This window comes from Chitinophaga ginsengisegetis (assembly GCF_900168065.1).
GTDB lineage: Bacteria > Bacteroidota > Bacteroidia > Chitinophagales > Chitinophagaceae > Chitinophaga > Chitinophaga ginsengisegetis.
Genome location: NZ_FUZZ01000002.1, coordinates 1079345 through 1100072, shown reverse-complemented (window position 1 = coordinate 1100072; position 20728 = coordinate 1079345). Strand labels below are relative to the sequence as shown.

Sequence of the window (20728 nt, the reverse complement as noted above, 5' to 3'; positions counted from 1 at the left end):
CCTGTCTTCATGCTGCCTGCATTATATTGTACCCCATTTAAAGCTGCTGTTATGCAAAAACTGAAAGTAGGAATGTTATTGTTCCCCGAGTTAACGGTCCTCGATTTTACAGGCCCTTACGATGTATTTGTAAAAGCGTCCTGTTTTGAGGTGGTTATTATCGGGGAAACAACGGATATCATCCGGGCGGAGGGCGGTTTACTGCTGCAGCCACAGGTGGCGTTGGCAAACTGTCCGCAGCTGGATATTATTTTCGTTCCCGGCGGAAGAGGTGTCAATGCATTGCTCACCAACCCGGTAGTATTACAGTTCCTGCGGGATCAGGCGGTAAAAGCAAAGTATGTTACATCGGTTTGTACGGGAGCATTGGTACTGGCGGCAGCAGGATTGCTGGACGGCTTCAAAGCCACTACACACTGGCGTTCGCTGGAACTGTTACGGATGTTTGGCGTGGAAACGGTAGAAGAAAGAGTAGTGCGGGACCGGAGCCGCATCACCGGTGGCGGCGTAACCGCCGGCATCGATTTCGGATTGGTGCTCACAGCCCTCGTAGGTGGAGATGAAGCGGCTAAAATTATTCAGCTGCAACTGGAGTATAACCCGGCGCCTCCGTTCAGGGCAGGATCGCCGCACACAGCCGGTTTGCCGGTATTACAGAAAACAAAAGAACTCACCGGGCTGATGCTGGAAACCAGGAAGAAAATTATCCGGCAACTATTGCAGGATCGCGCTCCCTCCGCAGCTGGGCCCTCCTGATAGTACGTACTTCACGCAGGCTGATCATCCGGTTCTGTTCCGGGTCCCATACCTTCAGCCGGAAACAGGCGCATACATCCCGGAAGCCCAGGCTGGTAGTTTTAACACGCTGCATGGCCGGGATCTTTTGCATTACTTCCGGCAAACGGTAAAAAGGAATACGTGCATTCAGGTGATGAATATGATGATAGCCAATATTACCGGTAAACCATTTCATTACCGGATTCATCACCATATAGCTGGAAGATAACAGTGCCGCTTTATCATAGCACCATTCCTTATTTACATTAAACGTAACGCCCGGAAAGTTATGCTGCGCATAGAAAAGATAAGCGCCCAGTCCGCACGCAATGGTAAACGGAATCAGGATAAACAGCAGCCAGCTTTCCCATCCGAGGAAATAAGCTACCGCTACGCTGCCACCGATATGGATGATCAGCGCCAGTAAAGAATCCAGGTGTTTACGCGGACTGCTTACAAAAGACTGCACACACATACCAATCATAAACATCGACAGGTAGCCGGCTGCAATGGTTAGCGGGTGACGGCTGAACAAATAAGTTCTCCTCTCCGCCGGTGTGATGGATTCAAATTTCTTACGGGTAATGATAGGGTAGGAGCCGATGCTGGCGCTGAACAACTTTGAATTATGTTTATGATGGTAATCGTGCGAACGCTTCCAGATACTGGAAGGCGCCAGTACATATATACCGAAGGTAACCATGATCGCTTCCGCTAACCATGATTTATGCAGAATAGCATGATGCTGATGATCATGATAAATAACAAACATTCTTACAATCAGCAATCCAGAAAGGATACTGGACATTATTTTCAATACCAGGTAAGGTAATACCAGGGTACCTGTTAAGGCCAGCATCAACAGTAATAATGTTGATATTGTATAGAGCCAGCTTTTGGCTCTCTCTTCGCGCGCATATGGCTTGGTAGCCAGTATCAGTTCTTTACCTTCCAGCATATTGTTGTAGGATAATCTATCTAAAGTTGTTGTTGCGTAAAATGATTAAATAACGGCAGTGCGTTTGTGTTTCCATCTTTTGTGCGACCAAAGCCACGTTGCCGGCTGGGAAACAATGTCCTCTTCCAGTTTGCGGGTATGTGCGGAGGTAATGGCGCCGTCTTTTTCTTCAGCGGGTGTGGCGGTCAGTAATTCTGCCGATACGGTGTAGTAGCCTCTCTTTTCGCGTTGCACGGTTACATACACCACCGGGTAATTCATTTTCTGTGCTATTTTTTCAGTACCCTTGAAAACAGGGGTATCCTGGTGCAGGAAGTTGAGCCATTGCGCTGTTTTAGGCTGTGGCGCCTGATCAGCGATAAAAGCAGTGGCATTTACTTCGCCACGGTTTTGCACCATGTCGCGGAAGGTATCCTGCATGGCAATCAGCTTGGTGCCAAAGCGGGTGCGCATGCGGTACATAAGACCGTTAAAGTGTTTGTTAGCCAGCGGGTGATAGATCACATACAACTGCTGACGGCACAGGATACTGAATGTATTTCCGGCCCATTCCCAGTTGCCTTTATGTCCCATCACCAGTACTGCGCTCTTTTTCTCTGCTTCAAGCCGGTTAAAAAGCTCCAGTGTAGCCGGTGTAAAGCTACAATGCTGCACCATTGCTGTTTTGCTGATGGTGAGGGTTTTAAACGTTTCCAGGAAAAGATCACACAGGTAATGATAGAAATCTTTACAGATGCGTTGGATCTCTGCGTCACTCTTTTCAGGAAAAGAATTCCGCAGATTCTGAAGAACCACCTTTTTGCGGTAGCCCATCACGTAATACAACAACACATATACTGCGTCAGAAACCAGGTAAAGCACACGAAATGGCAGCAGCGATAGCGCGTAAATCAGTGGTAACAGTAAGTAGTAGGCAATTGCAGACAATGTGGCACAGGTTTTTGATACTTCGAAAAGTATTATTGAAAATGTAAATGTATATCTTAAAGAACACTTTTCATAGCAGTATCCGTGAAAAAAACGATGCATCAGTTCATTTAGTATCTTTATCGGGTAGTGTTGTCTAAACTTTAACAGTTCCAGATGAAGACCATAGCCCGATTTGCGAGATACGGCTGCCTGCTGGCAGCGATTGGCGGCCTTTCTTATTGCGCCCGTAATCCATACGCCGGTACCAATAAGGTATACCGGCAGGAAGCTAAATCCTACGCGAAGGTGTTGCGTCAGCAACCGGGAGCGCTGAATGGCGCTGGTGGCGCAGAAGCTCCCTCCTGGGTAGGTACGGTGAACTTCAATATGCGGAAACCCAGTATTGTTATCATACATCATACCGCTCAGAATTCATGTGAACAAACATTGAAAACGTTTACCCTGCAAAGAACACAGGTAAGCGCTCATTATGTGATATGCCGCAACGGAGCCATTCATCATATGCTGAACGATTATCTCCGCGCCTGGCATGGAGGCGTTGCCAAATGGGGCAACCTCACGGATATCAATTCTTCTTCCATCGGTATAGAGCTGGACAATAACGGCAAGGAACCCTTCGATTCCGCCCAGATCCGTAGCCTGCTGGTGTTGCTGGATACCTTGCAGCACCGCTACAATATCCCTGCGGCCAACTTCATCGGTCATGGCGATATCGCGCCCGGCAGAAAGGTAGACCCCAGTGCCTGGTTCCCCTGGCAGCAACTGGCGGATAAAGGCTTTGGCCTCTGGTATAAAGACACCAGCACCACTGTTGTACCTGCAACATTCGATCCGATACTATCGCTCCGGATTATCGGATACGATGTGAAAGACTCGTCTGCCGCTATCATGGCCTTTAAACGCCATTTTATGCCAGACGACAGCCTCCCCGGTCTTAATGATGCCGGCAGGAAAATAATGTTCAATCTGCAGCAGCAATACCAATGATCTGTTAAGAAGACACCCAACTTTACTTTTACCCCTACGTCTCCACAAGATTATTTTGTGATGTGAGATAAATGTCATATTTTAATAATGAGTTAAAAAGAGATATAAACCAAAATCAGCAATCAAAGAGATCATTTTCCCGGACTTGTTATTATACCTATTCTCCATGTTATACTAATCTTTCTTGTTATGAAACGTTCATTTAAATTCCCGTTACTGCTGGTAGCAGCCAGTGCCGCATTGCTATGCTGGCCACGTGAACAGGCTGCCGCCCAAACAGATCATCCCGTAAAAGATTCTTCCTGCCTGGTAAAAACAGATGTCAGCTACGATTTTGCAGATAATATGCATAAAAAAGTAAACGACATCATAGAAGATAAACTCGCTGGTGGTATCGAAGAAAATGGTAAGGTTACCTGGGAAAATTCTCCCGACGCCCCGGAATACTACCAGGTAGTGTTACGCAAAACAAAGGTGACCATCAAATACAAAGGCACCATCTGCGAAGACAGAATGATCTGGCAGAATATTGAAGACTGTAAAGCAGCCCTCAAAAAACTGCTGGAAGCGAAATAGAATGATCTTTTAATTTTAATAAGATGGAATTTACCGGGAAAGCCCGGTAAATTTCCTGAAGTCGTTGTACCCCTCGTCTCACCTGCTGCCCTCACTCAAGGCCGCATAAGATTGCTGTCGCCTGCCGCCGCAACATGATCGCATAGAGTTGTGCATTGATATGTAAAATCTGTTATTTGAACCGGTAACAGGATTAAAATGCTACCCGGCAACGGGGCTTATCCCTCTTATGCGTTACCCCTGTCATACCCATAAACCTGGATTATTCACATTGCACCTATAGAAAAGACAGTGATAAGCCGTATCTCTATAGGTACGGGTTATCTACGGCTTAGATACGGGTTATATACGGCTTATCTACGGCTTATCCTATAATGGCGTACACCCAGGCACCAGGCAAGGCAGGTACTAATGATGCCGTTTTAGCTTTACATACACGTACTCATAATACCGTTTAAACTTTACATCATTGCCTGCAAATCACCTCCGGACGGCCCTTTTCAGCTAAATATTTAGCAACAATACAAAGCTGTTTTTACAATCTATATAGTCTATAAATTTTGTAGATTAATAATTGTGCCTTACTTTTGCCGCGATATCACCACTGATTATACACCAAAAAATAAATGCCAAAATCTGAACGGTGTAACCATCTCCGCAAAGATCTGAGTCAACTTATAAATCAAGTACAAAGCATGAATTACGTAAAAAGGCTGTTATGCCTGCTGCCCGGCTTACTGTGGCTGCAGCAGAGCATTGCCCAGGAAATCAGGGTAAACGGGGTAGTAACATCCCGCTCAGACGCACAACGCATACCCGGCGCAATTATTCAGGTAAAAGGAACCGGACGCGGTACACAATCCGATCCGGATGGAAAATATTCGATCAGCGCCCAGGTAAATGATACGCTGCAATTTTCTTCACTAGGCTTTGAAACAACGTTTGCCGTAGTTGGAAACAATAAAGTGATCAACATCTCCCTGGAAAACAGTAACCGGAAACTGGAAGAAGTAGTGGTTACTGCACTGGGCATTTCCCGCGAAAAAAAATCACTCGGATATGCGGTACAGGAATTAAAATCAAAAGATATTGCTGAAGCAAAGGAAACCAACCTGGTAAACGCATTGTCCGGAAAGATAGCAGGGGTGCAGGTTACAAACAGCCAGGGCAATCTCGGTTCTTCCCGTATTGTGATCCGTGGTGAAACCTCCATCGCCGGTTATAACCAACCACTGTTTGTACTGGATGGGGTACCGATAGACAACAGCCAGCTTGGTATTGGTACCGGCCGCGATTTTGCCAACGCCATTTCCGATATCAACCCGGACGACATCGCCTCCATCAGCGTGCTGAAAGGCCCGAATGCCGCGGCTTTGTACGGATCACGCGCTTCCTCCGGTGTAATTGTGATTAAAACAAAAACAGGAAAAGATACCAAAGGCGGCATGGGCGTTACCGTAAATTCTGGTGCCACCTTTGAAAAACTCCTGATCCTGCCCGACTTTCAGAACTCCTACGGTCAGGGTACCGGCGGACAATTCTCCTATAAAGACGGTAAAGGCGGCGGTATCAACGACGGTGTAGATGAAAGCTGGGGTCCGAAAATGGATGGCCGCCTCATCCCGCAGTTCTTCTCCAACGGTGAAGCAGTACCGTTTGTAGCGCATCCTGATAACGTAAGGGATTTCTACGTAACCGGCTATACACTCAATAACGGCTTATCGGTAGGCGGTACCAACGAAAAACTGGATTACCGTTTCTCTTATAACAACACCAAACAAGGCGGTATTTTACCAAACACTGGTATCACCCGCAACACTTTCACCGCCAGTAATACTTTCCGTATTACACCAAAACTTACTCTCAGCACCTACGCCAATTATGTGCGCAGCGCTGCAGATAATCTGCCCGGTGTGGACGGCCGCCGTGGTAACAGCGTTACCCTCCAGTTCATCTGGTTTGGCCGCCAGGTAGATGTGAGCAAACTGAAAAACTATAAGAATGCAGATGGTACCGATTACAACTGGAACCATAGTTACTATAGCAACCCTTACTGGATCCAGAATGAGAACACAGTAGGTATGCTGCGCAACAGGTTCCTCGGTAATGCCCGGTTGTCGTACCAGATCCAGGACTGGCTCACCGCCAGCTTCCGCATCGGTACCGATTACTACCAGGACAGACGCAAGTATAAAATTGCTTACTACACCAATGGTACGCCATTCGGTTCTTACACGGAAGATGCCTACGCGGTTAGCGAAACCAATGGTGAATTTACATTGAACGCAAAGAAAAAGCTGAACAGCGATTTTGATATCGATGTACTGGCCGGCGCCAACCTCCGCTCCAATCAGCTGGAACAAAACTACCAGCAGGCGCCACGCCTGGCTGTGAAAGGAGTATACACGCTGAACAACTCCCGCGATCCGCTCATCTCTACCAGTTTACTCACCAGGCAAAAAGTATACAGCGGCTTTGCGGCAGCACAGGTAGGTTTCCGCAATTACGCGTTTGTGAATTTAACCGCGCGTAACGACTGGTCCTCCACACTCCCACGGGGCAGCAACTCCTATTTTTATCCTTCGGTAAATGCCAGCCTGGTATTGTCTGAAGCGCTGCATATCCAGGGCGATGTACTCTCCCTGCTGAAGTTGCGCGGCGGATGGGCACAGGTGGGAAAGGATACAGATCCTTACCAGGAAATCAATACCTATCCTTTCAACCAGCCGTTTGGCTCGCTGCCGTTACTCACTGTATCGGATAAGTACCTGAACAAAGACCTGAAACCGGAAATTACCACTTCCACAGAAGTAGGTGTGGAAGCCGGGTTTATTGATAACCGCGTGCGACTGGATGTTACTTACTACAACTCCCGCAGCCGCAACCAGATCCTGCTGGCGGATGTAAGCTCCACTACCGGTTATCTGAAGAAATTACTCAACACAGGTGAACTCAGTAATCATGGTGTGGAAGTAATGCTGGGACTAACGCCTATCACTACACGCTCCGGGTTCCGCTGGGATGCGAACATCAATTATGCACGTAATGTGAGTAAAGTAATAGAACTGGATGCAGATGGATATCTCACAAACTATGTACTCGGCAGCTCCGGTAATATGCAGGTACTTGCCAGCAAAGGCCAGCGCTATGGCGCTCTTTATGGCACTGCTTATAAAAGAGACAGCGAGAACAGGATACTGGTAAATGCAGATGGTACGCCATCAGTAGATCCAAGTAAAAAAATATTAGGCTACTACACACCAAAATGGACTGGTAGCATCAACAATAATTTTTCCTTTAAAGGTTTTAACCTGAGCTTCCTGATAGATACCAAACAGGGTGGGTCCATCTGGTCGGGTACCAATGCCACCGGTATGAGTACCGGCGTGCTGGCGGCTACTATGCCGGGTCGTGACCAGGAAAATGGCGGGTTGCCTTACTATAACGATGGCACAAAAAATGTGCAGCTGCCGGATCATAACGCCACCGCACCAGGCGGCGCCACGGTAAAGCACGACGGGATCATCTTTGACGGCTACACGGCAGATGGCAAGAAGAACACCGCTATTCTTTCTGCACAAAACTATTATAAAGCCGTATACACCAGCAACCTGAACGAAAGTGCGGTGTATGACGCCTCCTTTGTTAAACTGCGTGAAATAAAAGTAGGTTATACTTTACCGGTTTCCCTGGTGAAGAAATGGGGATTACAGGCGGTGAATGTAGCGCTGGTAGGAAGAAACCTCGGATACCTGCACAAGAATACACCAAACATAGATCCTGAAACAGCCTTTAATACCGGTAATGGACAGGGACTGGAAACGCTGCAGATACCCACCACCCGCAGCTTTGGCTTTAACCTGAATGTTTCATTTTAATGATTGATTGATTATGAAAAAGTTGTTGATACCTTTCTCTTTAATATTCGCTACAGTATGGCTGGCCGGTTGCCAGAAAGACCTGGAGCGCACCAATATAAATCCGAACGAACCCACTGCCGTACAGCCGGATTACCTGCTGAGCAATGGTATTAAAGCCAACGTGGATACTTACTGGGGCAGCGATGCCACGATGGAAACATCCCTGTTGTATATCCAGTATTGGGCTAAAATCCAGTATCCGGATCCGGACCGTTATATTCCGGCCACTACCAACATCCAAACGGTGTGGAATAATTTCTATGCGCAGGGGATTGCTGATTTCACCAAGCTCGCGGAGCTGGGCGATACACTGCATAACCCCAATTATAAAGCTGTAGGCATTATCATGCGTTCGTGGATTTTCCAGGTGCTCACCGATTTGTACGGAGATATTCCTTACACACAGGCGGGCAATATTGATAAGTATCTTACACCGGTGTACGACAGTCAGCGGGTGGTATACAGAGGATTGCTGGCTGAACTGAAGAATGCCGCGAACACTATTTCGCCGTCAGACAATCCTATTCTCGGCGACTCTTTACTGGCCGGAAATATGAATGGCTGGAAGAAATTCGCTAACGGCCTGCGCTCACGCATTGCATTACGGCTGGCCGATCGTGACCCGGCTACCGCTAAAGCAGTGTTCGCAGAACTGGCTGCAGAAGGCAACTTTTTCCTCACTGCCAGCGATCGGGAAGTGAAACTGAACTATCTCACTTCTCCCAATCAGAACCCGGTTGGCAGAAACAGGGAAACACGGAACGACTACCGCATCAGTAAAACGGTAGTGGATAAACTGAAAGCGCTGAACGACCCACGGTTAAGCATATACGCAGCACTGCCGGCCGATACCAATGCATATATCGGCGTTACCAATGGATTGTCTGCCGACTCCGCCTCACGGTTGGGCTTCAGCAAAACTTCCGATGTGGGGGCTGCCTTCACCGCTACCCAGGCGCCTGCTTTTGTATTTACGTACGCAGAACAATTGTTTATCCTGGCGGAAGCGGCGCAGCGTAACCTGATCAGCGGCAATGCAGCCGATTTGTATGCACAGGCTATCCGTGCATCTTTCAAGCAATATGGCATTACCGGTACGCAGGTAGACACTTACCTCGCGCAACCTGCAGTAGCATACGACGCCAATAATTATAAGAAATCAATAGGAGAGCAGAAGTGGCTGGCGTTATTCAGTGAAGGTCTGGAGGCTTTTGCAGAATGGAGGAGACTGGATTATCCGCAGTTGAAGCCAGCTTACACCGGTGCGCTGCAGGGTAAAATGCCGCTGCGTTTAACGTATCCTTCCAGCGAGCAGGCGTTGAACGGCGCCAACTACAAAGCAGCGGTGGCCCGCCAGGGTGCGGATCTGCTGACGACAAAGGTTTGGTTTGATATGTACTAACAACCGTTATTATAAAAGAGGGATTTGCAGAAAATGATTTGCTGCAAATCCCTCTTTTTTTATTTTTTATTATTCGCGTGGTAGCGCATAATCTCAATGCCTGCTTCTATCACCGGTCCGATACCGTGAAAATCGTTCAGTTCTGTAGGACGGTTATAGTAAAAAGACAGATCCGCTGAAGTGTTTGTGCCGATGCAAACATCTTTCAGTTGTCCATCTTCCTGAATTTTCTCCTTTACCAATCCTTCCCAACCCCTTTCTGCTATGGAGATATAGCGTTTATCGAGCCATCCCTCATTTACGCCGCGTGCAATGGAATAAACAAACATTGCGGTGCAGGAAGTTTCCGTATAGGAATCGGTACGGTCCAGTACCTGGTGAAACAGGCCGCTGGCCGACTGGCATTTTGCGATGCCCAGGATTTGCCGGGTAACATCTGCAATCACCTCATTCCTGCCGGGATGATTGGCGGGCAGGTCGTTGAGCAGCTGTACTTTTGCCAGCATGATCCAGCCGTTGGCGCGGCCCCAGTGGGCAACGCCCTGTCTTTTCAGGTCTTCGTAATAATAGTGCACATACAATTCATTCCGTTCATCCCAGAGGTAGTGCGAAAAATGTTTTACCTGGGCTACGGCATCATCAAAATAAGCGTTGTTGCCGGTGAGCTTACCCATACGCGCGAGGAAGGGAACACTCATGTACAGATCATCTCCCCAAAGGGTCCATTTATAAGGCGTTGGACGGCATAAGGTGCCATCTGCCAGTCTTTCCTGTACCTTGCTGATATGATTGGCTGCTTTATCGATATAGGCCCTGTAATCGCTTCTTTTTACTTTTTGGTAGACGTCTAACAGGCTGGCCCCCATAGCGCCGCAATCGTCCAGTACGCGGGTATTGATTAGCTGATTGAACGGAAAGCCTTTGTACTTCACTCCTTTCTTGCTGAGGGCTTCAAAGTAGGCGTAGTTGTCGAAGGCAAAGGCAACATGTTGCTGCGCAAAGGCAGTGTATTTTTCGTCTTTCAGGTAATTGCCGAGGTCCGTCATGGCGATGTTCAATACCCCATTTGGATAATGCCATTCGCTCAGGTGGTCGGATATCCTGGCTGTTACGCCGGCTGGTATTTCCTTGCTGGTGTTCCAGGTTTGGTTGTTATCTCCTGTAAACCGGAAGGCGGCATGGGCAACAGCATAGTCTGCTACTTTTTTTACCACCGCTGCGTCAGCGGAATTATCCTGCGCCAGCCCGGCCAATGGCAGGCTGATGCCCAGGAATAAGAGAAGGGTTTGCTTTTTCATATGTGGAACTTTGTGTGTACAATATAGTCTGCATTCGTCATTTATGCAAACGATTGCAATAAAAATAACTTGCTTCTTAATATAATTTATTTTAATTATGTGTTCTGGAATTAAGTTTAAATTTTATCGGGATCATGCGGAATATACGGTATCGGCTGAACGAAAACAGAAAGCGCGTGTTCAGTATCGTCATGTTGCTGTCGTTAACAGCTTGTCAGCAAAGCAGAACAGAAGAAACGGATAACATCGCAGTAGCGGCGCCCTCGGAAACTATCCGGCCGCTTACGGAAGACGACGACTCCCTGCAGGAAATACAGCGGAATATTGCCTGGGAGCAGATAGAAGTTTTTCCCTTTGGCAAAGCGCTTATCAACAACAAAGTGCCGTTATTTACCAGCAGGCAGCGGCTGGAAGCTGCCATAGGAGTGGCCGACAGCATTATATCTGCCAATGGCGAGGATATTTGCGGATCGCAGTTTGACGAGGATTTTGATTTTTTCTATAAAGATGGATCTACTTTCGAACACTGTAAAGATTCACTGGCCTGTGAAGAATTTATTTTTACAGACAGTAATTCGCTGACCTCCGGTAAAATCACCCTTAGCCGCCGTACCACCTGGGAAGACGTAAAACGGTTGTATCCCAATGCCGTATTGCAGGCAGAAAATGAGGGTAAGAAAGATATGATCATCCTCCGTGATTCTTATAATAAAGACAGCGAAAGCAGCGTACAGTTATATTTTGAAAACGGCAGCCTGGTGCGCGTTGTGAATTTTATTCCCTGCTGATTAGTTACATCACCGGTGTTTTACCGCCGTCTACCGCGGTGCTGGTGCCTGTAATATAAGCCGCAGCGGGCGATGCCAGGAAGGCTGCCAGCGCAGCTATTTCACGGGCTTCTCCAAAACGCTGCATCGGAATTTCTTTCAGCCATTCTGCTTCTATTACTTCCGGAGATACGTTACGGGCGGCAGCGCTGCTCTTAAATAATCCTTCCAGTCGTGCGGTAGAAGTAGAACCGGGCAATACATTGTTCACCGTAATGCCATGCGGCGCCAGTTCTGTGGCAAGCGTTTTAGACCAGGCAGCCACTGCCCAGCGGGTAGTATTGGATACGCCGAGATTTTTTATCGGTGCTTTTACAGAAGTGGAAATGATATTGATGATACGGCCAAAACCGGCACTGATCATACCCGGCACAAATATCTGCGCCAATGCCTGGTTACACAGCAGGTGTTGTGAAAAGGCCGCGGTAAATGCTGTTGCGGTGGCTTCTAAAATGGGTCCGCCTGCCGGTCCGCCGGTGTTGTTAATGAGTATATGCACGGGGCCGCGAGCAGCTATCTTTTCCGCTGCTGCTGTAACCTGCGCTACATCTGAAAAATCGGCGATGGCATAACTGTGTTGTTGCCCGTTGGAAGTACTGAGTGTGGGCAGCACCGATTTTAAGCTGTCTTCATTTCTTGCAAATAGAATACACGTAGCGCCTAACAATGCCAGTTCCGTTGCAGTGGCCAGTCCTATTCCCTGTGAGCTGCCGCACACCAGCGCTGTTCTTCCTTTGAGTGAGAGATCCATCCGTGATAGTTTTATGTACAATTTAGCGAAAAATGTTTGATGCATATAAAAGCAAAGGGAAGGCCATTGAGCCTCCCCTTTGCTTTTATATTTAGTAAGATAACGTTATACGCGGACGTAGATCTTTTTCCTGTCGAGAATAAATCCTACCACCCAGCAGGTGAGCATGAAGGCCAGTGAAAACAGCAGCGATCCAAACTTGCCCGGCGACAGTGGCTGGAAGATGGTGTCGTTGATCCATTTATAGAGCGACACGCCATTGACCATAAAGAAATAGAACAGGATGGCCAGTACTTCCGACAGCAGGTAGAGGAACAACGGGTTTTTACCGAACACCGTAAAGAAGCCGGTGCCTTTGGTAACGCCGAGGATATCTATCACAAAAATCAGGAGTGATAACAGCAGCAGGTCTATCCCGATGGTGAGCAATACATAGGAGCTGGTCCACAATTTTTTATTGATAGGGAATACCGTGTTCCATGCATATGCCAGCAGCAGGAATAATACCCCGGCGCCAACCATACGGAGTAAGCCGGGTTTTGTTCTGCCCTGTTGCTGAACAAACAGGCCGGTGTAATACCCTGCCACCACGTTTACTACAGCAGGAATGGTGCTGAGAATACCTTCCGGATCAAAGGCAATGCCTTCGCCATGGTACATGTGGTTATCTCCCAAAATAAGTTTATCGAGCAGGATGCCGGCATTGCCGCCCATGCTGTACTGTTCGCCGGGAGTACCAAAATACCACATAACGCCCCAGTAACCCAGGAGGAATACGGCACTGACAATCCATACCACTTTCTTAGAGCAGTAGTGAATCAGGAGAGAAGCAATACAGTAGCACAATGCAATACGTTGCAGCACACCCAGTATGCGGGTATGACTAAATGGTTTGAATTGAAGTCCGGTATCGGTATGTTCTACAAACGGGAACCAGTACATCAGGTACCCCAGCAGGAAAATGATCAGGGTGCGTTTGAAAATCTTTCCCAGCACCGCTGAATTTCCCAGTTGTTCGTATTTCCTCATGCTGAAGCTCATGGCGTTGCCCACAGCAAAAAGAAAAGAGGGAAATACCATATCGGTGGGTGTCCAGCCATGCCAGGCAGCATGGTCAAGTGGCCAGTAAGTTCCACCAGTGCCGCCTGTGTTCACTATAATCATGAAACAAACAGTCAGTCCGCGGAATACGTCCAGCGGTAAAAAGCGTTGAGAGCTTTGTGTCATTTCCCTTTAATTGTATTGGTTGATAAGATGGTAAGGATAGAAAAGAGCGTTGAGCTGCCTACAATATATACATCTAAATGTCAAAATCCAAATATGAATTCTTTCCGGAAAAACAAATTGAGACATATCGGCTAACGTGAGACACGTATAATCACTATTTTGGAGACTCCACTAAAAAAGTTACGTTATGAATTACAGATTTATTGCGTTGTGCGTGGCCGTGCTGGTTCAGATGAGCTGTAAGCAACCCGAAAAGGGGCTGTGGTCAAAGGAAAGGGCCAATGCCTGGTATGCGGGTAAAGACTGGATCAGGGGAAGCGATTTCATTCCCAGCACCGCTATCAACCAGCTGGAAATGTGGCAGGCCGCTACTTTTGATACCGCTACAATTAACCGGGAACTGGGTTATGCAGAAGGGATCGGGCTGAACACCATGCGGGTGTATTTGCATCATGTGCCCTGGGTGGTTGACTCCGCGGGGTTTAAGCAGCGGATCAGTACCTACCTGGATATTGCAGACAGGCACCACATCTCCACTTTATTTGTGTTTTTTGATGATTGCTGGGACAGTACTTACCAGGCCGGCCCGCAGCGGGCGCCAAGACCGGGCATCCACAATTCCGGCTGGGTGCAGGACCCGGGATTGGCTATCCACCAGCGTCCTGCGCTTGTGGATACATTGGAGAGATATGTGAAAGATGTTATGACTTCCTTTGCCGACGACAAGCGAATCCTGTTATGGGACTTGTATAATGAACCCGGTAATTCCGGTCATGGTAACAAAAGTTTGCCCCTGCTGGAAAAAGTATTTGCCTGGGGCCGGGAGGTAAATCCTTCACAGCCATTATCCGCCGGGATATGGGACTGGAAGCTGAAGGAGCTCTCCAAATTCCAGGAAACACATTCCGATGTAATTACCTATCACAACTATTCCCCGCCGGAAGAGCATCAGCGGGATATTGATACCCTGCGTCCGTTGGGAAGGCCGCTTATTTGTACGGAATATATGGCCCGTACGCGCAGCAGCCGTTTTGATAATATAATGCCGTTGCTGAAAAAGGAAAATATCGGCGCCATTAACTGGGGGCTGGTAGCGGGTAAAACCAATACCAAATATGCCTGGAGCACGCCTATGCCGGATGGCAGCGAGCCTCCTACCTGGTTTCATGATATTTTCCGGCCGGATGGAACGCCTTATAGTGAAGAAGAAGTGAAGGTGATCCGCGGGTTAACCGGTAAGTAATGATGGTTGCCGGCTTTCCTGGTACAGGAAGCCGGCAGCTAATACTATTTTGAAAATCCTCTTCCCAGTACTTCATGTACTTCGTGTATTACCACAAAGGCCTCCGGGTCGGTTTCCTGCACCAGTGATTTAAGTCGCATCAGCTCCTGTTTGCCGATCACTACATACAACACTTCTTTGGGCGCGCCGGTATAGGCGCCATGCCCGTGCAATACGGTGGCGCCGCGTTTCATTTCGCCGGTGATTTTTGCCGCAATGGCTTCCGTGCGTGCGGAAATAATGGTGATGGCGCGTTTGGTGTTAAGACCATCCACGATATAATCCACCGTTCTGGCGCCAATGTATACGGCAATAAAAGTGTACATGGTTTTTTCTATGCCTATAATAAAGGAAGAAGCCATGATCACAACAATGTCGAAAATGAGCATGGCGTTGCCCAGTGTCCATCCGAAATACTTGTTAAATAGCCGGGCTACAATAGCCGACCCGCCGGTGGTGCCGCCGGACAGGAATACCAGGCCAATACCAATACCTACCAGCAGCCCCGCAAAAATAGCGGCCAGCAAAGGATTGGTGGTAACCGGGGCGAGTTTGTTTTCTGTGAGATACAGGAACAGGGAACAGAACAGGATGCCGAGGATGGTATATACCATACTTCTTTTATCCAGGAGCCGGTATCCCGTTACAATGAGGATAGCATTGATGATGAAGTTGGTTACACCCGGTGACCATCCCCAATAGTAGTAGGTTACAATGGTGATACCGATTACGCCTCCCTCAGATAATTTGTTGGGGATGGCCAGGTAGTTGATGCCTGCTGCAAAGATGAAGGCACCTGCTATAATGAGTAAAATGTTTTTCACATGCTCTTTCATGCCGCAAAAATACGCTTTTGTCGTACGCGGGCGCTGACTCCCCCTCCGGGATAAAACAAAAAATCACAAAAAAAATTGTGCAATTATTTGGAATTAATAAAACTCGATGTATATTTGTCTACCAAATCAGTAGACTAATAAGATCTACCACCACAGGGAAGCATCAGGCAAACGCTTCCGGCATCCTTTGACCACCAGCAAGGTGTTGCTGCCATCATTATTGAAAATGTGTAAATAAAAAATACACTATGAAAAGGCACACGCTAACTAGTGGAATGCGTTACCACACGCAAAATATCGTGGTAAATATCACCTGTCCCCGTTACATTCAAATGGCGGGCTGTTATTGCAGCCGCTGTTGAAAAGAAAATCTTGCGTTCTGTAAGCTGTAAATAGAATGCCTGGTCAGGCTTGCGGGAAAGGTGTGCTGCAAATTTATTGGTGGTAAATTTATCAGCAACGTACCTCCCCGCATCCTCCTGGCATTTATCAACTGAAATCTTAAACCGGTCTCTCTCATTTTATTTAACATGAAAGCAATCATCAACTGTTCAGCCTTGATGCCTTTACCCGGCAGACCGGTAATAACAGCTGTGTAAGATAATATAACGTATACGGATACACGTATTACGAGTGTATTGGTAACGGAATAGAATTGGGTTACTATCCATTGAAATTAAACGATCAACTTCAGTTCAAAAGGGGCGTTGTCTCAAACAATACTGGTGGGTTTTGTCGGCAATTGCCCCACGGACTGAAGCCATCATCGGATCATTAAAGACTGCTTCCAAACCAACTGTTATTAAGATATTATCCGGAAGCGGTCGGGCAACATACGAAGTAACGTATACGCCTATACTTTTTTCGGAAAGCCTAATTAAAATGAAGGAACCACTTGTTTTCAGGTAAGGTCCCCAGTGCCAGCAAGTCCCGACACGTGTCGGGACTTCTATTTTTAATACTATCTCCATTATATATATTATAGCCTGTTCCATTACCCCGGTTTCATATACCCCGCCCCGTTATCCATCTCCCTGAAAATATATTTTCAAAAACCTTATGGAAAATATTTTACTATCTCATCTAATTAAAAAACATATTACCATGGACTCAGCTAAAATCCCGGGGAATGATTTCCTCGACATTCTCTTCTATGGAAGGAACAAAGATTATGGGGCCTATGAATTACGCAGTCGCTACGACCGGCGTGTTCGCAACGCAGTAATGGGCACCGCTTCTATTATGCTGGTAATGATCGGCGGCTACGTGTTGAACAACACATTGATGGCCGCAGAAAATGTACACCGGCCTGTATTGGCAGAGAAAAAAATTGAATTACAGGCATTGGAGATCCCACCGGAACCTCCTGTTACCATTCCTCCTCCGCCAGTAACTTCAGCGCCGCCGCCAATGGCTGCTTCTGTCAGGGTAACTACACCGGTGATTGTTGATTCGGATGTTCCACCGGATGAAATGCCTCCGAAGAATGCCGATATTGGAACCAAAGTAGTAGGCTTTACTACCTCAGAAGGAGTGGAAGGAGGTATGGACATTGATCTGAACGCCAGTGGTAACGGCAATTCCGGCGTAATAACAGTAGCAAACAAAGCTGCCGATGCCGACGGCCCGCTTATTACCGTGGAAATCATGCCCGAATTCCCAGGTGGTGAACGTGCATTAGCAAAATATCTCGGTAATAATATCCGGTATCCACACCTCGCCCAGGAAAATGAAATACAGGGAATCGTATATATCCAGTTTGTGGTAAACCGTGATGGCACTATTTCACAGGTAAAAACAACAGGCGCAGCTAAAGGCGGTGGGCTTGAAGAAGAAGCGATCCGCGTAATCAGCAAAATGCCGAAGTGGAAGCCTGGTAGACAGAACGGACAATATGTGGCGGTATATTTTAACCTGCCGGTCAACTTCAAATTAAGCGGCAACTAAGTATCCAGGTAGTTTCACGTTTCTTTCATTTCAATAAACACTTTTATTAATAACCCGGAAAAGTTCTGTCATCGTTTGACGGAGTGACTTCCTATATTATTATCTCTTTAATTCTTAATTCCTGTTTATCCGGCTTACATCCATTTAACCTGCGCATTCTGATTCCTGATACCAGTCCCGGCCCGCATATAGCGGCCGGGATTGCTTTTTAATCCCTCTGCTTCTTATTAGATAATATTCAAACATTATCACTTTCTGTAAAACAAAAATCAAAAATCTAAGAAATTAACATAATAATTATTAATTTAACAGCCGCTTAGTCTTCTTCTTTAGCACTATAAACGGATAATTAGTATGGAAGCGCCGGTAAATAATTCGCTGCAACAGTTCAAAAACCTTGTTGGGACCAAGTTTCAGCTGTATAATAGCCTCTTCACCTCTTTGCCTTTCCACCGGGTGGAAAAGACAGGGATCTTCCTGTCCCTGTTCCTGCTTCACTGTGAAGAAGGATATGCCAAAGGCAACAGCCCCCAGGAAATTATGGACTCCTTTTTTTCCCAGTATACCACCTATACGGATGAAAAGCAACGAACAGACCTGTTGTTCCGCTTTGTGCAATACGCTGAAAGACAGGTAGTACTGTTTGATGCACTGGAAGATGCAGCGTTCCGGAATATCCGCGACCTGCAGGGCGCCGGTACTTTGCGCCACCTGCAGTCTGAAGTGATCCAGGAACAAGCCCAGGATAAACTAAAGGATAAACTGAAGGATTTTTCCGTGAGACTGGTGCTGACCGCGCATCCTACACAATTTTACCCCAGCGAGGTACTGGGTATTATCAACGATCTGTCTAAAGCCCTCATCGACGAAAATACCAGCCAGGTAAATATGTACCTGCAACAGCTGGGGAAAACACCGTTCTTCAAAAAAGAAAAACCCACCCCGTATGATGAAGCCATCAGCCTGGTGTGGTTTCTTGAAAATATATTTTACCAGTCGGCCGGCCGCATCCTGTCGTCCATCCGGGCGCAGTTTCCAGGCGCCATCAGCAGCGAGAACTCCGTGATCCGTATGGGCTTCTGGCCCGGTGGTGACCGTGACGGGAACCCGTTTGTGAAAGCGCCCACCACTGTGGAAGTAGCTGCCGCCCTGCGGGCATCTATTATGAAATGCTACTTCCGGGAAGTACGCAACCTGCGCCGCCGCCTTACTTTTAAAGGCGTGGAAAACGTAGTAGCTGCACTGGAATCAAAGTTATCCCGCAACCTCTTTATTCCCGGGCACAAAGCGGATATCAGCCGCCAGGAAATACTGGACACGTTGTCGGATATACGAAATACTATTATCGCCGATCTGAACGGGTTATTTGTTCATCTCGTAGATAACCTGATCAGCAAAGTGGAAATATTCGGATTGTTCTTTGCTTCCCTGGATATCCGCCAGGACAGCTCAGTTCATGAAGCCGTACTGGAAGCGGTAGCCGCTAAAACAACCGCGCTGCCGGATAATTATACTTCCCTGGGAGATAAAGAAAAGATCAGTGCATTACTGAATATAAAAGAAGCCGCAGATCCAATGGCATTGGAAAACCCGCTGCACCAGGATACCCTTCAAACCATTGCTTCCATTAAGGAAATACAGGCTGCCAATGGGGAAGAAGGCTGCAACCGTTATATTATCAGTCATAGTACCAGTGTACTCAATGTAATGGAAGTATACGGTTTGTTCCTCCTGAGCGGCTGGAAAAAAGAAGAGATGACGGTAGATATTGTACCGCTGTTTGAAACCATTGATGACCTGCGTCATGCAGGACAGGTGATGAAAGAGCTGTACGAAAACGCTGACTACCGCGAGCACCTGCGTCGCCGCCAGTGCAAACAAACCATTATGCTCGGCTTCTCGGATGGCACCAAAGACGGTGGCTATCTCATGGCCAACTGGAGCATCTATAAAGCAAAAGAAGAACTCACTACTATCTCCAAAGAATATGGAATCAACGTGGTGTTCTTTGACGGCAGGGGAGGTCCCCCGGCCCGTGGCGGCGGAAAAACGCACCAGTTCTATGCTTCTATGGGCAGGAATATTGCCAATAAAGAAATACAGCAAACCATACAGGGGCAAACCATCAGCTCCAACTTTGGTACCGTGGATGCCGCACAGTTCAATATGGAACAACTGATACACGCGGGGATCAGCAATGAACTGTTCTCTTCCCGTGAAGTAACACTGAGCAAATCGGAAGAAGATTTGCTGCAATCACTTGCGGATGAAGGGTATAAATCTTACAATAAATTAAAAACACATCCTCATTTCCTGGCTTACCTCGATCATGCCAGCCCGCTGCGTTACTATGCGGAGGCTAATATCGGCAGCCGTCCCAGCAAACGTAATGCTTCCGCCAAACTCAATCTCAACGATCTGAGAGCAGTGCCTTATGTAGGTGCGTGGAGCCAGCTGAAACAGAATGTACCGGGCTATTATGGCGTGGGCAGTGCGCTGGAACAGCTGGAAAAACAAGGTAAATGGGAAGAAGTACAGGCGTTATACGTGCACTCTCTGTTTTTCAGGACATTGCTCGATAACTGTGTAATGGCGATGAAGAAGAGCTATTTCCCGCTCACGGCTTATCTGGCTAAACATCCGCAATACGGCGAAGTATGGCAGATGATCTATAATGAATTTGAGCTGACAAAGAAATACCTGCTGTTGCTGACCAATGAGCCGGAACTGATGGCCGGCAGCCCGATTGACCTGCTGTCTATCCAGATGAGGGAAAGAATTGTGCTGCCTTTGCTTACCACCCAGCAATATGCGCTTACGCGTATCCGGGAGCTGGATTCACATCCCGACAACGGGCATGGCAGGGAAACCTACGAAAAGCTCATCATGCGTTGCTCTTTTGGTATTATCAATGCCGGCAGAAACTCGGCATAAAAATTATTCATAAATACAACTACGGAGTTATGTGGAAATAGTGACGGTGAACAACATCAGCTGCTATCTCCATATA

The 20728-nt window shown here is 47.3% G+C and carries 15 protein-coding genes; 9 read left to right on the top strand and 6 right to left on the bottom strand.

Features of this window, described 5'->3' with window-relative positions:
* The first annotated feature begins 51 nt into the window (after nucleotides 1-51).
* Entirely contained in the window at nucleotides 52-756 is a 705-nt protein-coding gene (locus B5Z18_RS18300) for a DJ-1/PfpI family protein (RefSeq protein WP_079470915.1), read from the top strand.
* On the opposite strand, the gene B5Z18_RS18295 is transcribed toward B5Z18_RS18300, so the two are convergent.
* Nucleotides 704-1735: a fatty acid desaturase family protein gene (locus tag B5Z18_RS18295; protein ID WP_079470914.1), complete on the bottom strand. Its 1032-nt coding sequence runs from the start codon at nucleotides 1733-1735 to the stop codon at nucleotides 704-706. The genes B5Z18_RS18300 and B5Z18_RS18295 overlap by 53 nt on opposite strands.
* 45 nt (nucleotides 1736-1780) lie before the next feature.
* Complete coding sequence (locus tag B5Z18_RS18290) at nucleotides 1781-2662, bottom strand: lysophospholipid acyltransferase family protein (protein WP_235015955.1); 882 nt, start codon at nucleotides 2660-2662, stop codon at nucleotides 1781-1783.
* Nucleotides 2663-2818: 156 nt separating this feature from the next.
* Here B5Z18_RS18290 and B5Z18_RS18285 point away from each other — a divergent pair, with 156 nt between their 5' ends.
* The 4 genes from B5Z18_RS18285 to B5Z18_RS18270 all read left to right on the top strand — a co-directional run bounded on the left by B5Z18_RS18285 (nucleotide 2819) and on the right by B5Z18_RS18270 (nucleotide 9550).
* Nucleotides 2819-3652, top strand: coding sequence for an N-acetylmuramoyl-L-alanine amidase (locus B5Z18_RS18285; RefSeq protein WP_079470912.1), 834 nt, complete (start codon nucleotides 2819-2821; stop codon nucleotides 3650-3652).
* A 189-nt stretch (nucleotides 3653-3841) separates the two neighbouring features.
* Nucleotides 3842-4228, top strand: coding sequence for a hypothetical protein (locus B5Z18_RS18280; protein ID WP_079470911.1), 387 nt, complete (start codon nucleotides 3842-3844; stop codon nucleotides 4226-4228).
* 695 nt (nucleotides 4229-4923) lie between these two features.
* Entirely contained in the window at nucleotides 4924-8106 is a 3183-nt protein-coding gene (locus B5Z18_RS18275) for a SusC/RagA family TonB-linked outer membrane protein (protein ID WP_079470910.1), read from the top strand.
* 13 nt (nucleotides 8107-8119) lie between these two features.
* A complete protein-coding gene (locus B5Z18_RS18270; protein ID WP_079470909.1) occupies nucleotides 8120-9550 on the top strand; it encodes a SusD/RagB family nutrient-binding outer membrane lipoprotein in 1431 nt (476 codons plus the stop codon).
* A 59-nt stretch (nucleotides 9551-9609) separates the two neighbouring features.
* Here B5Z18_RS18270 and B5Z18_RS18265 read toward each other — a convergent pair whose 3' ends face one another.
* On the bottom strand, nucleotides 9610-10848 hold the full coding sequence (locus B5Z18_RS18265; protein WP_079470908.1) for a glycoside hydrolase family 88/105 protein: 1239 nt from the start codon (nucleotides 10846-10848) through the stop codon (nucleotides 9610-9612).
* 176 nt (nucleotides 10849-11024) lie between these two features.
* Here B5Z18_RS18265 and B5Z18_RS18260 point away from each other — a divergent pair, with 176 nt between their 5' ends.
* Complete coding sequence (locus B5Z18_RS18260) at nucleotides 11025-11636, top strand: hypothetical protein (RefSeq protein ID WP_159454350.1); 612 nt, start codon at nucleotides 11025-11027, stop codon at nucleotides 11634-11636.
* A 4-nt stretch (nucleotides 11637-11640) separates the two neighbouring features.
* Here the strand turns inward: B5Z18_RS18260 and B5Z18_RS18255 are convergent, their stop codons facing one another.
* Entirely contained in the window at nucleotides 11641-12426 is a 786-nt protein-coding gene (locus tag B5Z18_RS18255; RefSeq protein WP_079470906.1) for an SDR family oxidoreductase, read from the bottom strand.
* Between the two features lie 105 nt (nucleotides 12427-12531).
* Nucleotides 12532-13653, bottom strand: a complete 1122-nt coding sequence (locus tag B5Z18_RS18250; protein ID WP_079470905.1) for an acyltransferase family protein — start codon at nucleotides 13651-13653, stop codon at nucleotides 12532-12534.
* A gap of 187 nt (nucleotides 13654-13840) precedes the next feature.
* On the opposite strand from B5Z18_RS18250, the gene B5Z18_RS18245 reads away from it, so the two are divergent.
* On the top strand, nucleotides 13841-14896 hold the full coding sequence (locus tag B5Z18_RS18245) for a glycoside hydrolase 5 family protein (protein WP_079470904.1): 1056 nt from the start codon (nucleotides 13841-13843) through the stop codon (nucleotides 14894-14896).
* Nucleotides 14897-14940: 44 nt separating this feature from the next.
* Here B5Z18_RS18245 and B5Z18_RS18240 read toward each other — a convergent pair whose 3' ends face one another.
* On the bottom strand, nucleotides 14941-15771 hold the full coding sequence (locus tag B5Z18_RS18240) for a YitT family protein (RefSeq protein ID WP_079470903.1): 831 nt from the start codon (nucleotides 15769-15771) through the stop codon (nucleotides 14941-14943).
* Nucleotides 15772-16875: 1104 nt separating this feature from the next.
* Between B5Z18_RS18240 and B5Z18_RS18230 the strand changes: the two genes are divergently transcribed.
* Entirely contained in the window at nucleotides 16876-17718 is an 843-nt protein-coding gene (locus B5Z18_RS18230) for an energy transducer TonB (RefSeq protein WP_159454349.1), read from the top strand.
* A 354-nt stretch (nucleotides 17719-18072) separates the two neighbouring features.
* The gene (locus B5Z18_RS18225; protein ID WP_079470900.1) at nucleotides 18073-20652 is read left to right on the top strand and encodes a phosphoenolpyruvate carboxylase; all 2580 of its coding nucleotides are present in this window, start codon (nucleotides 18073-18075) and stop codon (nucleotides 20650-20652) included.
* The last annotated feature ends 76 nt before the right edge of the window (nucleotides 20653-20728 follow it).